This window comes from Dyadobacter sp., from assembly GCF_039919315.1.
GTDB lineage: Bacteria > Bacteroidota > Bacteroidia > Cytophagales > Spirosomataceae > Dyadobacter.
Genome location: NZ_JBDSFX010000051.1, coordinates 86,847 through 101,489 on the forward strand (window position 1 = coordinate 86,847; position 14,643 = coordinate 101,489).

Here is a 14,643-nt window from a genome sequence, read left to right on the forward strand (position 1 = left end):
CTATTTGATCGGTGGATCGATGGGTACAGTATCAAAACTAATTGGCTTAAAGAATGGATTTTATTTAGTATGGACAACTCTGCTAGTAGGTAGCATTGTTTTGTTTTATAAGTCTCAAAACAAAGTAATAAAATACACCGCGGTCGTGATAATTTGGGTTCTTCTATATTTGATAGATTCAATTCTCTATGAAATTATGCCAGATGTTACCAGTAAGATAATTAGATATTCGCATATGGGATTGGCAATATTCTTAAAGAGCGTACTGTTAGTTTGGATTTATTACCGGCGACATAAATAATTATTAAAATCAAAACCCCGGTCGCCCGGGGTTTTGATTTTACAGCGACGCCTCATTTTGATTAAAGAAATCTTAAACGCCTTATTGGTGGTGAGCATTTTATCCATAAGTTGTGAGGTGCTACAAATATTCTCTTTTCAAACAATTTCCATTTGAAATTATTATCCTTTTGGGTTGGAGATTGATAGGAATGCTCCGGTGCAGACGCCTTCGGCCAGGAATAATGTGAATCGGTTGCTTTATAATGGGAAGGAGTTACAGGTTGGGACGGGGTATATTGATCTGTCAAGACGTTTTTACGATCCATCTATTGGCAGGTTCATGCAGGTGGATCCCGTCACTGAATTACAGGAAGGCCAATCCGTATACCAATACGGCTGGAATAGCCCTATACTGCGAAGTGATCCCAATGGAACCTACCCAGACAGACCGGGCGACGATCCATTCCTGATCGCAAGATTGGTAACAACGGCATTCTTTGACACCAAGCATGCGATCATCAATACAGCGGCAAGGGCTTTGGGTTCCAATCTCCGGGCCGGGTATAAAGTTGAAGAAGGACAACAGGTTTTCGAAACCCAGATCAGCAGGCAAGCCGTTGACAATTCAGTCTCAGGACAGGTAAAAGAAGCAGTAAATATGGTAGCCTATGTAGCTTTGGTAGCTACGACTGGATCAGGCTCAACAAATCCTGGAACACTCCTTTCTACAACCAGCACAGAGTCTCAGGTTGTAAAGGTGGGGAAGGAAGTTGCCAGTGAGGTTACAAAGGGAATTAGGGCCGCCACGGGCTCAGAAGTTACTGGGTTTGCAAAACATGGCTTAAATAGGATAATAGAGCGGGGAGTAAAACCGAACGCTATATTGGATGCCCTAAAAAACCCTTTAAAAACTGGCCAAGTCGCAATAGATGCAACCGGTAGGCAGAGCCAAAGATTCGTAGGGCAATTTGGAGAGGTCGTTATTAATCCACAGACAGGTAAAATTGTTTCAGCCAATCCAACTTCCACAAAGAGAGCTGCTAATCTTTTAAAGAAATTAGAACAATGAAAGTTAAACTTAAAAAGGAGGAGTTTGATTATCTGAATTATAGTCTCTTAGCAGGAAATGAAGATCTTTATTCAAAACTGCAACTTAGCGTAAGAGGAACCCTATTCCTTATTGATGTCAGTGATGATATCGTCGACGACCTGCATGAATGGGCAATGGAGGAATTACAAAGAAACGGGTTTGACATTAACTATGATCTAACATATGAGGGTAAAATATTGCAAGGGTTGGTAGATAGGCTATATTCCGCTGATAATTAGTCGAAACCGAGCCGAAGTTGTCCAGCAGTACTCATATACTGAACCTGATAGTCCAAAATCGATAGTAACTCGGGCTGCATGATGGACAATCGTAAGCCAAATAAAATGGGAAGGGTGGCACGTAATGGCCACCCTTCTTCAAAAAAACACAAAAACCATTATTCCTCCACATCTTCCCCCACTTCCCTTATTTTTGCCGAAAGTTTATCATATTAATGGAAAGTATCGTTTCTATACCGAAACCGGGCAGTGAAGAATGAACCCAACCAAGTGCTATAAGGAAATTTACTTTCTATTTTCTATTTTATTGACCTCATTTCCGGCCTTTGCGCAGACTGCCGGAGCGGATAGCAGTGCTACGCATGTGATTGGCGATGTCAGGGTTGAAGGCAACCATAAAACGCGCACAAGCATCATTCTGCGGGAAATGGCGATCAAATCCGGCGATACGCTGTCTGCTAATCTTCTGAAAGAAAAGCTCGAAATTGATCGGCGTAAGGTGGTCAATACCAATCTTTTTGTCACAGTCGACTTGCTTACCCAGCCTAATGCTGATTCTGCGCGCACCGATATCCGTATTGTGGTGAAAGAGCGCTGGTATATTATTGCAGTACCCGTGTTTCAGCTCGCAGACCGAAACTTTAATGAATGGTGGTACGAGCGCAAACGGGATCTTTCCCGCACAACTTACGGCGTATATCTCAGCTATGGGAATGTGACCGGTCGGGCAGATAAACTGCGTTTTCTGGCTGAATTCGGCTTTATCCCGAAATTTGAAATTGCCTATACATTGCCTTATCTGGACAAAGCGCAGAAGACCGGCATTACAATCGGCACTTCCTATTCGATCAACAAAACCACTGCTTTCAGAACCTGGCGAGACAAACTGCAATACCTGAATAGTGAAGATATCAACCGCGAAAGGCTGATCAGCTATGTCAGTATCACCCGCAGGAACAAATATTACACATTCCACACCGCTGATCTCCGGTGGAGTTACAGCAAGATCTCGGACACGATTGCATACCTGAACCCGAATTACCTGCTAAACGGGCGAAAAAGGCAGCGTTACCTGCAACTGACGTATACATTCAGCTACGATAAAAGGGATAATGTCCAGTACGCGCTGCTTGGCCAGAGTTTTGGATTACAGATTTCGAAGATCGGCCTCTTGCCTTCCGACGACGTGAACACATTGTATTTTTACGGGTCTTATCGTAAATACATTCCACTCAGCAAAAGATGGTTTTTTAACACTGGCGTTCGCGGAAGGATTTCGTTTCCTAAGCGCCAGCCTTATCTGCAGACCATCGGACTGGGTTACCGGAACGATCTGGTGAGAGGCTATGAACTATATGTGGTAGACGGCCAGGATTATGCCCTGCTCAAAAATGAGCTAAAATATAAGCTGTTCGCATTTCAAAAACACCTCTCGTTTATCCCTGTAAAACAGTTCAATACCATTCCGCTGGCTGCGTATATCAATACCTTCGCAGACGCTGGCTATGTTAAAAACAGTTACCCTGAATTCAGTAACACTAAGCTGGGCAACTCTATGCTCTACGGTGCCGGAGCCGGGCTGGATTTCGTGACATTTTACAATATACTAGCTCGTTTTAACCTTACATTGAATGCAAAAGGCGAACGAAGGTTCTTTTTCAACATTGCAAGGGAATTTTAAAACCGTTTTCAAAAAATGGAATAATAGTTAAATTGCACAACGCGATCTGCTTCTGAGGCATGACTATTTTATCAACACAATCAATAACTGAATGAAAATAACCTCTACATCAATGAAATGTTTAAAATATGGTGCTGTTGTGTTGCTACTCGCAATCTTTGGGGCTGGCTGTGACACCAAAACCAACGAAAAAGCAGAAGCTGTCTCAGATTCTGTAGTACTAGAGGAACCGGTTCAGACTGAACTGAACAGCGACCAGTCTGCTTTACTTCAAACGATACTTGGCCTCAGCGGACAAACGACGGATGGTACAGTACTCCGGGGAATTTCGTTCGGCGATCCGATCGCCAAGGTAAAAGCTTCGGAAACATTCGAAATGTTTGAAGAAACTGCTGACCATCTGGGCTATACCTCCGAAACTCCCAAGCTGGAAACCATAGACGTTCAGTATTTTTTGACGGAGGACAAAAAAGTCAACAAAATCACTGTTGATGTTTATTTGAATAGCCCTGAGGCGACAAAACAGCTTTGGAATGCGGGTAAGCAGCATTTTACGGGTCTTTATGCTGCTCCGAAAGAAGAGACGAAGAAAATAATCTGGAATAATAAATCGGTCAGGGTGAACATGGAAGATGTTTCGGAAGGAAAGGATTATGGATTAAAATTCCAGTTCTTTTCAACGGATAAAAATGTGCTGGCTGCAAACTAATGCTTATGAAAACCAAAAATTCGATACTACTGGCAGTTATCTGCCTTTTTTCTCTACAAGTTGATGCGCAGAAAAAGTCTAAAAAGGACGAGGTGGTGACCATTATCACCAGCATGGGAACGATGAAACTTATATTGTTTGATGAAGCACCCAAACATAAGGCCAATTTCATCAAACTGGTACAGGATAAATTTTACAACGACCTGCTTTTTCACCGGGTTATTGATGATTTTATGATTCAGGGTGGAGATCCCAATTCACGAAATGCAAAGCCGGATGATATCCTCGGCAAAGGAGATAACGGCTACAAAGTACCTGCGGAATTTAGTCCGAAACTTTTCCATCAAAAAGGGGCATTAGCCGCAGCAAGAGATAATAACCCCGCAAAAGAATCGAGCGGATGCCAGTTCTACATTGTTCAGGGCAGGAAATGGGGAAAACTTGATCTTGAAAAACAAGCGGCCAGAGCTACCAGAAAATTGACCGACGATCAGAAAAAAGTCTACGAAACCATTGGCGGCACTCCGCATTTGGACGGCGCGTATACAGTTTTTGGTCAGGTAATTGACGGAATGGAAGTGATTGACAAAATCGGGGCTGTGGAAAAAGACGAAAGGGACCGTCCTGAAAAAGACGTTTCTATGAAAATGTCGGTCAAAAAGATGAAGAAGAAAAAGATCACTAAAAAATACGGCTGGAAATACGAAGCTTAACGCATTCCGAATTGGACAAAAAACGAATACTAATTACCGGTTCTAATGGCCTTTTGGGCCAAAAACTGGTTGAAATGCTGGTTGAAAAGTCCTCCATTGAAACGATAGCCACAGCCCTGGGCGAAAACCGGCTTCCTTTCCAGCAAGGATACCGATATCTTGAAATGGACATTACGAACGCTGCGGAGGTGGATCGAATTCTGGCAGCTACGCTCCCTGATGTGATCATCCACACGGCTGCGATGACGAATGTGGATCAATGTGAAATGGAGAAGGAAGCGTGCTGGAAGCTTAATGTAACAGCCGTAGAAATGCTGATTGCGGCTTGTAAAAAGTACAATATCTTCCTAGAACACCTTTCCACCGACTTTGTTTTTGACGGCACTTCAGGACCTTACAGGGAAGACGATCTTCCTAATCCGATCAGTTTTTATGGATGGAGCAAGTATGCTGCCGAAAAGGCTGTCATTCATTCCGACATTCAATGGGCAGTCGCACGTACGGTGCTCGTATATGGCATCGCGCATGACATGAGCCGCAGTAATATTATTCTCTGGGTCAAAAAATCATTGGACGAAGGAAAGGCGATCAAGGTGGTGACTGATCAGTTTCGTACCCCTACCCTAGCCGAAGATCTGGCGCTTGGGTGTTTCCTGATTGCGGACCAGCAAGCGCAGGGAATTTTCCATATATCGGGAAAGGACTTTCTCACACCTTACGAAATGGCTATCATGGCCGCAGATTACTTTTCGCTGGATAAATCGCTCATCTCTCCTACCGATGCTTCTGCGTTTTCGCAACCCGCCCGACGGCCGCCACGCACAGGTTTCGATTTAACAAAATCCCGAAAAGTACTAGGCTACGAGCCCCATACTTTCCGGGAAGGCATTGCCTTGCTTGAAAAGCAGATCGGTTAATTGTCAGAATTTTTCTATTGAATTTAGGTCGAGTATGAACCCGGTAAACAATGTTTCTCCTGAAAGCTGGACGTTTAATCCTTCACGCTCCTCAGTATTTTGACTGGGTCGATAAATGTAGACCTTTTCGTCAAACCGGTCAATCAGCCAACCGAGCTGGCATCCATTAGCCATATATTCGTCCATTTTGTCTTTCAGATACTTCAAATCATCTGACTTGGAGCGTATTTCTACAATAAAATCCGGACAAATGGGTGCAAATCTCTCCTTGTCATCTTTGGACAGTGCGTCCCATTTTTCCCTAGTAACCCAGGAAATGTCGGGAGACCTTACTGCACCATTGGGAAGCGTAAAGCCAGTCGAAGAATCAAACAACTTTCCGGGAATTTTGTGGCTATGTAGCCATGCGCCCAGTTCAACCAGAATATCCGAATTAAAGCTTCCTGTAAAACTTCCTGTTGGTGACATAAAGATTATATTTCCGTTACTATCCCGCTCAAAGTCAAGCATGTCATTCATTCGGCAGAACCGAAAGAATTCCTCTTCACTCATGATGTCCCCAACTTTAATGGTTACCGGCATATTCATTAATGATGATAATTATTAATCACGGAAGTTTTTCAGAAAGCAATTTACCAATTAAAAGTCATTTTAAACTGTCACGATTTTTAAAAACTCAATACAGCTTCTCATAATACTCGCGCGCCATTCGGTCGGAGTTGAACTCTACATTGACGTCATTCATACTGTTAAGTACCATTTGCTGCCATTTGGCCTGGTCGGTGTAGTAGGTTGGCACTACCGTTGTTTCCAGTTTTTCCATTAGATTTTCGCAATCCTGCTTGTTGATATCTTCGCCTTCCGCTACCGGAAGGAGGAAAGAATTATCACCGTCTTTTGCAAATTCACAGATCCAGCCGTCGAATGTGGATAAGTTAAGTGACGCATTCATGGCTGCCGTCATGCCGCTGGTGCCGGATGCCTCACGGGTTACTACCGGCGTGTTGAGCCACACATCGGAGCCATCTTTCATTAGTTTTGAAAGTGCCAGCTCGTATCCTGTCAACACGGCGACATTTGGAAAAAGATGGCTCAGATAGAACAAATGGTTGAATGTGTTAATGGCACCCTCGTCTTTCGGGTACGGTTTTCCGGCCCATATCACCTGCACAGGCTGGTCCGTATTATTCACTAATTTGCTGAACCGTTCCAGGTCCCACGCCAGCATATCCGGTCGTTTATAAGCGGCAAACCTGCGCGCCCATACAATTGTCAGCACTTCGGGATCGAAGATTTTTCCGCATTGGTCTGCGACTGTTTTGAACAATATGGCTTTCAACTCCTTTTTACGGGCAGCTATCTTTTCCAAATTCTTCTCTACTCTGGCTTCTTCCAGCTGCTTATCGACCCAGTAAGTATTGTTCTGCGCATTGGTAATGTGGCCTATTTCAGCGATTTTCGGATAAGGTTTCCACATTTGACGCGATACTTCGCCGTGCAATTTGGAAACACCATTGGCTTTCCTGCTCAAACTTAATGCGGCCAGCGAGTGGTTGAAAGTATCGTCTTTTATCCCGCTGATCTTCCTGACCGTGCCAAGATCCAAACCCGAAAAGAACCCAAGGTTTTCAAGAAAATGAATGTCATGCTTTTCATTTCCCGCTTCCTCAGGCGTATGCGTTGTAAAAACGACGCGTTTCTTTACTTCAGCAACCTTTTTATATTTTTTGAACAAATGAAAAATAGCCGAAACAGCGTGAGCTTCATTGAAATGATAAACCTGCGGCTCATAACCCAACTCCTCCAACAACCTCGCTCCGCCAATTCCCAAAATCATACATTGTGCTACTTTATAGCTCACATCTGCGTCATACAGCGAGTAGCTGATCGCGCGCGTAGCCTCGTCATTTCCATCGGTATCAGTCGTAAGCAGGAACAATGGTGCTGACTGAAACACGTCGGGCGCCAGATAGTAGGCAGCTACCCAAACGTCTTTTCCCATCACGGGAATCTGAAAACGAATGTGTGTATCCGTCAGGAATGAATATATTTTTTCGCGGAATTCGGGCTGCATACTACCATCCTTTTTCCGTCCCTGATCATAATAGCCGTGTTTCCACAGCATACCGATACCGATCAGGTTCTGTTTCAGCGCGTACACACTGCGCATGTGTGAGCCCGCGAGGAAGCCCAAGCCGCCTGAATAGATTTTCAGCGCCTGATCGACAGCGAATTCCATTGAAAAGTAAGCGACTGATTTTTTGTATTTTTTGTCCGGCGTAAATGGATGCTGATATGGAAGCGAAAACGTTTGCTGTGACATTAGTGCTGGTGTTAGTGAAAATAAAATGACGGCCAAAAAAATCAGGCCAATGAAAAGGGCCTGACGAACAAGTCCATCAGGCCCTTCCCGTAATGATTTCCTCTATTATTTACCGAAAAGACGCGCCCAAAAGCCTTTTGCTTTGGTTTTTGTTTCCACATACTTTTCAGAAGCTGCTTCCTTCAATTCTTCGATTTCCACGGCAGCTTTGGCTTTCAGTTCAGCTGCTTTCACCTGTGCTTCGGCCAGTTTCTCAGCGGCTATTTCCTTCGCATCCTCGAATGCCTCGGTCGCATCCTCCTTCAAATCCTCAAACTTTTCGGTAGCTGTTTCCTTCCATTCTCCTGCTTTTTCAGTAACGTCAGAGATAATCTCCTCTGCTTTTACTTTTCCGGCAGCAATGTTCAATTCTACCTCATTTTGCAGTTGTTCAGCCTTCGCTGCGAAGCCTGACTTTGCTTCTTCTACTTTCTCTGCCACCACCTCTGCTTTCTCGGCTGCTACTTCTTTCACTTCCTCTACTTTTTCAGCCGCTGCCTCTTCCACTTCTTCTGCCTTATCTGCCACAACCTCTGCTTTCTCAGCTACTACCTCTTTCACATCCTCCACTTTCTCGGCTGCTACTTCCTTCACTTCTTCCGTTTTGGCTGCTGCTTCTTCCTTGATGGTGGCTACTATTTCTTTGGCTTGCTCAGCTCTTTCTTCAACTACTTCCTTTACTTCCTCCGTTTTTTCCTCCGCTTCGATTTCCAGATCTTCCAGCTTGTCAGTCACATTCTCTTCGATTTCCAAAGCTGCATCCTTGGTCAGATCCGTCTTTTCTTCGGCCTCTGCTTTCAGGTCGTCCAGTGTTTCGTACACCTCCGATTTAATCCCGTCAGCCTCCGCTGCTCCTTCTGCCTCAATCTCCTCTACCTTTTCCACAACTTCTTCTTTTGCATCCGCAGCAGTTTCTTTTAGCTCTTCGGCTTTATTTTCCAGTGATTCTTTCGCATCTTCTGGTGTAGGTTGATCATTTTCGGCCATTGGGGACAGATTTAAAGGTAAGTACAGTTGATTGACATGAATTCGAAATCTACAAAGGAGTTGGCAACGTTCCAAGCAATTGAGTCACCTTTTCTTCTACACTTCTCCTACTCTAACCTTCTAATCATCAAATTTTTAACCAATTCATAAAAGGGTTCCGGCTGCAACGTGCGCCAATTATTAAGATGGAGTGTACCACCAAAATTGATATAATAATCAAGCCTGAATCTATTCCACTGCTCTTTCACATGTTCCCTGAAGCTCACCGCCGCAATCCAGCCATCTTCAATGTCGTCAAACCATTCGGCATAATAGTCGTCCTCGCTGCCATGAAAATCCAGCACATTCTCCCCTAACAGAATAAACTGATTGATCCCCTCATCCACCAGCGGATCCACGACCTGGCGTTTGAAAAACATGATATCGTTATGCAATGCATCATTCCACTCGCCAAACACCTCAATGATTGCGTAATGTTTGTTGTAATCCGCGTACAGGATCTTTACATAGAGCGTTTCCGAACCGATCTCGTCCCAAAGCGGGTGTATATAGTAACCGTAGATCGCATTTTCGTAATAATCCAGGTTATAGGTCCTTCCATAAAAAGGTGACCGCTCGTCGTGGCTTGCCACATAATGTTTTTCCCAATTGTAATAAGGCTCAATCTCCTGCATGGTAATAACTCGGCTTGCAATGAATAATCAAACATAAATATAGTAAAACAGAAAAGGCTTAATCGACGTTTCCAGTCGATTAAGCCTTTAAAATTATTATACCTGTCTGTCGGGGGAATCTTACAATTCGCGGATCCAGATATTTCTGAAACTGCTGGTGTTGTTGTGATCCTGTAATTTGATCGGCCCTTTTCCGTGAGGCTCGATCGTAGGCTGTCCTATGTAAGGAGTAGTTCCCTGGATCATTGTATGGTTTTGAACCAGTACGCCGTTGTGTATCACGGTAATGTAAGGAGGAATAGTCATTTGACCATCCTTATTAAAATGTGGTGCAGTGTACACTACATCATAAACCTGCCACTCGCCCGGACCTACCGAAGCATTCACCAAAGGCATAGTTTGCTTGTAAATGGAACCTGCCTGACCATTGGAGTAAGTTAAATTATTATAGCTGTCCAATACCTGCAATTCGTACAGACCTTGCATAAAAATCCCGCTGTTACCACGTCCCTGGCTGCTACCTTCCACTTTCGCGGGAGTACGCCATTCGATATGAAGCTGATAATCACCGAAAGTTTGCTTGGTTTGAATGTCCCCTGATTTGGGCGCAACCGTGATCGCATTGTCTCCAACTGTCCACGGAGCAGCCGATTTTCCATCTTTACCCGAAACCCAGGCGTCCAGATTTTTACCATCAAATAGCACAATAGCGTCGGAAGGGGCAGTAAAACCGGAAAGGGCCGGCGTGATTTTACCAGGCGTCACAACACGAGGAACCGGGCTCCACAATTCACTGGATTCGGGTGTTTGTTTCGCGGGTTGCAATTGGGCATGCGCAGCAAACGCCGATGCAAGGCTGAACGCGGTAAGGATTAATTTTTTCATTTAGGAAGTACTTTTTAGTCTAATAACACATTGAAATAATATCAAAACACAACATTAGGTAAAAAGCATTAACAAACTCGATTCTCATCTAATTAAATGTAATTTTCCCGAATCTAATCACGTAATTTGCACCGCCCAAAGTGGCGCTATAATCTAAAACCGACAAGCTTACTTCAAGTATGTTTAAATTTAACCGTTCAATTCTACAACTTTTTGCTTGTGGCGTTGCAGTTTTCGCTATGCAATCTGCCTATGCCCAGCAGCCCATTCCCCTTAACGACCTCAGTGCATTTACCACGAAATCCGATAATTGGAAAATCGTAGGAAATGCGTCTGCTGACATTTCAAAGGAAAATGTGCTGATCACTACACCTGGAAAAGGCGTACTGGCATGCACCCATGAAAAAGGCAAGTATGGTAACCAATATGAGCTGATCTCCAATTTCAAACACGGCGATCTGGACATTGAAATGGATTTCATGCTGACCAAAGGCTCGAACTCGGGTATTTATTTGCAAGGAAATTACGAGGTACAGCTTTTCGATAGCTGGGGAAAAAAATCTGCCAAGTACAACGATAATGGTGGAATTTACGAACGCTGGAATGACTCCAAGCCTGAAGGTGAAAAGGGTTACGAAGGTTATGCTCCTCGTTTCAATGTAGCGAAGGCTCCCGGGCTTTGGCAAAATATCAAAATCTCTTACCAGGCTCCCCGTTTTGACGCCAGCGGTAAAAAAGTATCTAATGCAGTGTTCCTGTCCATTATTCTGAATGGCGTGACCATTCACGAAAATGTAGAAGTAAGTGGCCCTACCCGCGGATCATTGACTGCGGACGACGTGGCCATGGGCCCGATCCGTATCCAGGGTGACCACGGATCTTTGGCTATCAAAAACATTGTGATCAATAATTTTGACAAAAAGCCAGGTACACTATCAGAGCTTACCTACAAAACGTATTACGGCGGTTTGAGCGAAACAGAAGACCTGTCCAAACTTACTCCTGCTGAGACCGGCAAATCGGAAGCATTGAGCTGGGAGATCCTGAAAGAAAACAACAATTACTCTTACCTGTACTCGGGCAGATACAATGCGCCTACCGCAGGAGATTACAATTTCAAATTGCAGGCTTCGGGTAATTCCTACCTGAAAATCGATGGCAAATTCGTCATTGACGCACAATGGAAAACCAATAACGATTTCCGTCAGGGAACCGCTAAGCTGACAGCTGGCGACCATACCATTGAAATATTCAACAATAAAAGAGATGGCTGGATGCGCCCTGCTCTTGGCCTTTGGATAAGTGGCCCGGGATTCAGGGAAACGGCTTACCATACCAAAAGCTCCGCTATTGCGGGTGGATCCAATGATCCTATCCTGATTTCTGCCGGTACCAACACCATTACCCGCAGCTTTATGGATTTCAAAAAAGATCCAAAATCCAAAGGACAACGTGTAGTGCATGCAGTGTCAGTGGGCAGCCCTACTAACCTGCATTATACCTATGACCTGGACAAAGGAACGTTATTACAGGTTTGGCGCGGAGAATTCCTGGATGCTACCCCCATGTGGCACGATCGCGGCGATGGTTCTTCACGTCCGAGAGGAAGTGTGACGTTGCTGGGCGACGATATGGTACTTGGCAAATCAGGCAAATCCAAATGGGAGGCAGACACTACCGGAAGCGGTTACCGTCCAAAAGGATACGTACTGGACGATCAGGATGTGCCAACTTTCCAATATCAGGCATTCGGCTCGGCTGTAACGGATTATATTTCTGTTGTGAACAATCAGTATTTCGAACGCATTATCAAGGTAAATAATCCTGCGAAGGACCTGGTAGCGAGACTGGCGGACGGTTCCTCGATCGAGAAAATATCCGATGGCCTTTATGCGGTGGACAACAAGTCGTACTACATTCAGTTGGCTGATAAAAGTGTTAAACCCGAAATCAGAAGCGCTAATGGTTTGCAGGAATTACTGGTTCCGGTGACTAATGGCGAAGTGAAGTATTCGATCCTGTTCTGATTTTAATCCTATCATACCTTATTATATAATGAAAAAAATTGCCCACATAGCATTTGCTCTTTTGGCGACGCTCACGATGCTGAAAGCACAAGAGTCTCCGAAAGAAGAAGATTTTTACAAGATCATCACTCCCCCGATCCCGGAAGGAATTATCCTGGAAGTGGGTGGATTGACTACCATGCCAAATGGCTCCCTGGCTATTTCTACACGCCGTGGAGAGGTTTGGATCGTGGATAACCCTACCAGCCGTGCGCCTTATTTTAGAAAATTTGCGACAGGTTTGCACGAGATCCTGGGATTGGCTTACAAGGAAGGTGCATTTTACTGCGCACAACGCGGAGAGCTGACCAAGCTGATCGACAAAAATGGCGACGGGAAAGCGGATGTGTATGAAACTGTGTACGCATGGCCATTATCAGGACATTACCACGAGTATTCTTTCGGCCCGAAACTGGCTCCGGACGGAAGCTTTTTCGTGAGTGGTAACGTAGCATTCGGTGACGAAGAATGGTGGAGAGGCGAAAGCCGTGTACCAGGCCGTGGCTGGATTTTCCATATTACCAATGACGGAAAATATGAACCATACGCAACCGGAGTTCGCTCCCCGGCTGGTATCAGCATGCTGAATGGTGAGCTGTTTTATACGGACAACCAGGGAGATTGGATGGGTACCGGTGGTATTTTTCAGGTTAAAAAAGGAAGCTTTATGGGCCACCCGGCAGGTTTGAAATGGGCTGGATTGCCCAATTCACCTGTTAAGCTCACAGAAAAGCAATTCTTCGCTGAGCGCGACAACCGCCAGACCAAAGACGCACAAGGACGTGCCATTAAACCAGAAAACACTGGTAATGAGGCCCCTCAGTTCCTGTATCAGTTGAAACAAAAATATGACATGGTACAGTTGCCAGCAGTTTGGCTTCCATACGGTGTGCACGGAGTATCAACTTCTGAGTTGATTATGGACAATACCAAAGGCGATTTCGGACCATTTACAGGTCAGGTTTTCGTGGGTGACCAGGGACAAAGCAACATTATGCGCGTGGTTTTGGAAAAAGTAAAAGGCGAATACCAAGGCGCGAGCATTGGTTTCCGCAGCGGTTTCCAGTCCGGCGTATTGCGTATGGCGTTTGATAAAGACGGTTCAATGTTCGTGGGAGAGACCAACCGTGGATGGGGATCGGCAGGAGATGCGAACCAGGGCTTGCAGCGTTTGGTTTGGAATGGCAAAATGCCTTTCGAAATGTACACGGTAAAAGCCCAGCCAGACGGTTTCGAGATCGAATTTACAATGCCCGTTGACCGCAAATCAGCTGAGGACCTTGATTCCTACAAAGTGAGCAGCTACCTGTACAAGCATTATCCTGTGTACGGAAGCCCTCCGATCAATACTGAAGAAGTGAAAGTGACCGGTGTGAAAGTTTCTGACGACAATAAAAAAGTACGCATTGTATTGGACGGAATGCGTCAGTACTATGTGCATAAAATTCAGCTGGAAGGCGTTCGCGCTGCTACCAACAGCTGGTCACTGGTTCACGCGGATGCTTATTATACATTGAACAACATTCCGGACGGCGAAAAACTGAAAGTTTCCGAACTGAAAACGACCCGTTCCGGCTCTGCAAGTTCAGGAACTACTTCTGCGTCGACAATCCCAGCTACTGAAAAAGAACACGTATCTCCTGACGGAAAGGGTAAGCCAACTACTGCAAAAGCTGGTGTTGCGAAAGCACCAACCTTTGACGAGATCAAACCGCTTTTACAAAAAAATACCTGTCTGGCCTGCCATGCAGCTGACAAAAAAGTGGTTGGACCGAGCTATGCGGACGTGGCTAAACGTAAGTACACCAACGAGCAGATCGTGAACCTGATCTACAATCCTAAGCCTGAAAACTGGCCGGATTATGCCACTCCAATGGCCCCGATGCCTCAGGTACCGAAGGCTGATGCAGTCAAAATTGCTGCCTGGATCAATTCATTAGGTAAATAATTTCTGCTCACCGGTTCACGCCGGTTTTGAGAAGATACAAATTATCAGAACGGCTGTCTCTTGGATCGAGACAGCCGTTTTTGCTTTTGG

General features: G+C 44.9%; 12 protein-coding genes and 1 pseudogene. 8 read left to right on the forward strand and 5 right to left on the reverse strand.

All coding sequences use genetic code 11. The annotated features are described in order from the left end of the window. Positions 1 to 472: 472 nt before the first annotated feature. From ABIO93_RS14040 to ABIO93_RS14065, 6 genes and pseudogenes are all read left to right on the forward strand, one after another. A pseudogene (locus ABIO93_RS14040) lies at positions 473 to 1,351 on the forward strand (RHS repeat-associated core domain-containing protein); the annotation flags it as partial. Then, the gene (locus ABIO93_RS14045) at positions 1,348 to 1,611 is read left to right on the forward strand and encodes a hypothetical protein (RefSeq protein ID WP_348068645.1); all 264 of its coding nucleotides are present in this window, start codon (positions 1,348 to 1,350) and stop codon (positions 1,609 to 1,611) included. The pseudogene ABIO93_RS14040 and the gene ABIO93_RS14045, both read left to right, overlap by 4 nt. 256 nt (positions 1,612 to 1,867) lie before the next feature. Next, positions 1,868 to 3,292 (forward strand): BamA/TamA family outer membrane protein, encoded by a 1,425-nt coding sequence (locus tag ABIO93_RS14050; RefSeq protein WP_348068647.1) that lies wholly within the window; start codon positions 1,868 to 1,870, stop codon positions 3,290 to 3,292. Positions 3,293 to 3,404: 112 nt separating this feature from the next. After that, positions 3,405 to 4,001 (forward strand): hypothetical protein, encoded by a 597-nt coding sequence (locus tag ABIO93_RS14055; RefSeq protein ID WP_348068649.1) that lies wholly within the window; start codon positions 3,405 to 3,407, stop codon positions 3,999 to 4,001. Between the two features lie 5 nt (positions 4,002 to 4,006). Then, positions 4,007 to 4,714, forward strand: a complete 708-nt coding sequence (locus ABIO93_RS14060; RefSeq protein WP_348068651.1) for a peptidylprolyl isomerase — start codon at positions 4,007 to 4,009, stop codon at positions 4,712 to 4,714. A gap of 11 nt (positions 4,715 to 4,725) precedes the next feature. After that, positions 4,726 to 5,631, forward strand: coding sequence for an NAD(P)-dependent oxidoreductase (locus ABIO93_RS14065; protein ID WP_348068653.1), 906 nt, complete (start codon positions 4,726 to 4,728; stop codon positions 5,629 to 5,631). 3 nt (positions 5,632 to 5,634) lie between these two features. Here the strand turns inward: ABIO93_RS14065 and ABIO93_RS14070 are convergent, their stop codons facing one another. The 5 genes from ABIO93_RS14070 to ABIO93_RS14090 all read right to left on the reverse strand — a co-directional run bounded on the left by ABIO93_RS14070 (position 5,635) and on the right by ABIO93_RS14090 (position 10,539). After that, the gene (locus ABIO93_RS14070; RefSeq protein WP_348068655.1) at positions 5,635 to 6,183 is read right to left on the reverse strand and encodes a Uma2 family endonuclease; all 549 of its coding nucleotides are present in this window, start codon (positions 6,181 to 6,183) and stop codon (positions 5,635 to 5,637) included. A 124-nt stretch (positions 6,184 to 6,307) separates the two neighbouring features. Then, entirely contained in the window at positions 6,308 to 7,954 is a 1,647-nt protein-coding gene (gene glgP, locus ABIO93_RS14075; RefSeq protein WP_348068657.1) for an alpha-glucan family phosphorylase, read from the reverse strand. 105 nt (positions 7,955 to 8,059) lie between these two features. Further along, a complete protein-coding gene (locus ABIO93_RS14080; RefSeq protein ID WP_348068659.1) occupies positions 8,060 to 8,980 on the reverse strand; it encodes a hypothetical protein in 921 nt (306 codons plus the stop codon). A gap of 107 nt (positions 8,981 to 9,087) precedes the next feature. Further along, positions 9,088 to 9,654 (reverse strand): hypothetical protein, encoded by a 567-nt coding sequence (locus tag ABIO93_RS14085; RefSeq protein WP_348068661.1) that lies wholly within the window; start codon positions 9,652 to 9,654, stop codon positions 9,088 to 9,090. A 120-nt stretch (positions 9,655 to 9,774) separates the two neighbouring features. Next, positions 9,775 to 10,539, reverse strand: coding sequence for a DUF1080 domain-containing protein (locus tag ABIO93_RS14090; protein ID WP_348068663.1), 765 nt, complete (start codon positions 10,537 to 10,539; stop codon positions 9,775 to 9,777). A gap of 239 nt (positions 10,540 to 10,778) precedes the next feature. Here ABIO93_RS14090 and ABIO93_RS14095 point away from each other — a divergent pair, with 239 nt between their 5' ends. Together ABIO93_RS14095 and ABIO93_RS14100 are read left to right on the forward strand one after the other, a co-directional pair. Further along, positions 10,779 to 12,566: a family 16 glycoside hydrolase gene (locus ABIO93_RS14095; RefSeq protein WP_348068665.1), complete on the forward strand. Its 1,788-nt coding sequence runs from the start codon at positions 10,779 to 10,781 to the stop codon at positions 12,564 to 12,566. Between the two features lie 28 nt (positions 12,567 to 12,594). Beyond that, positions 12,595 to 14,553, forward strand: a complete 1,959-nt coding sequence (locus tag ABIO93_RS14100) for a c-type cytochrome (protein ID WP_348068667.1) — start codon at positions 12,595 to 12,597, stop codon at positions 14,551 to 14,553. Positions 14,554 to 14,643 lie beyond the last annotated feature (90 nt).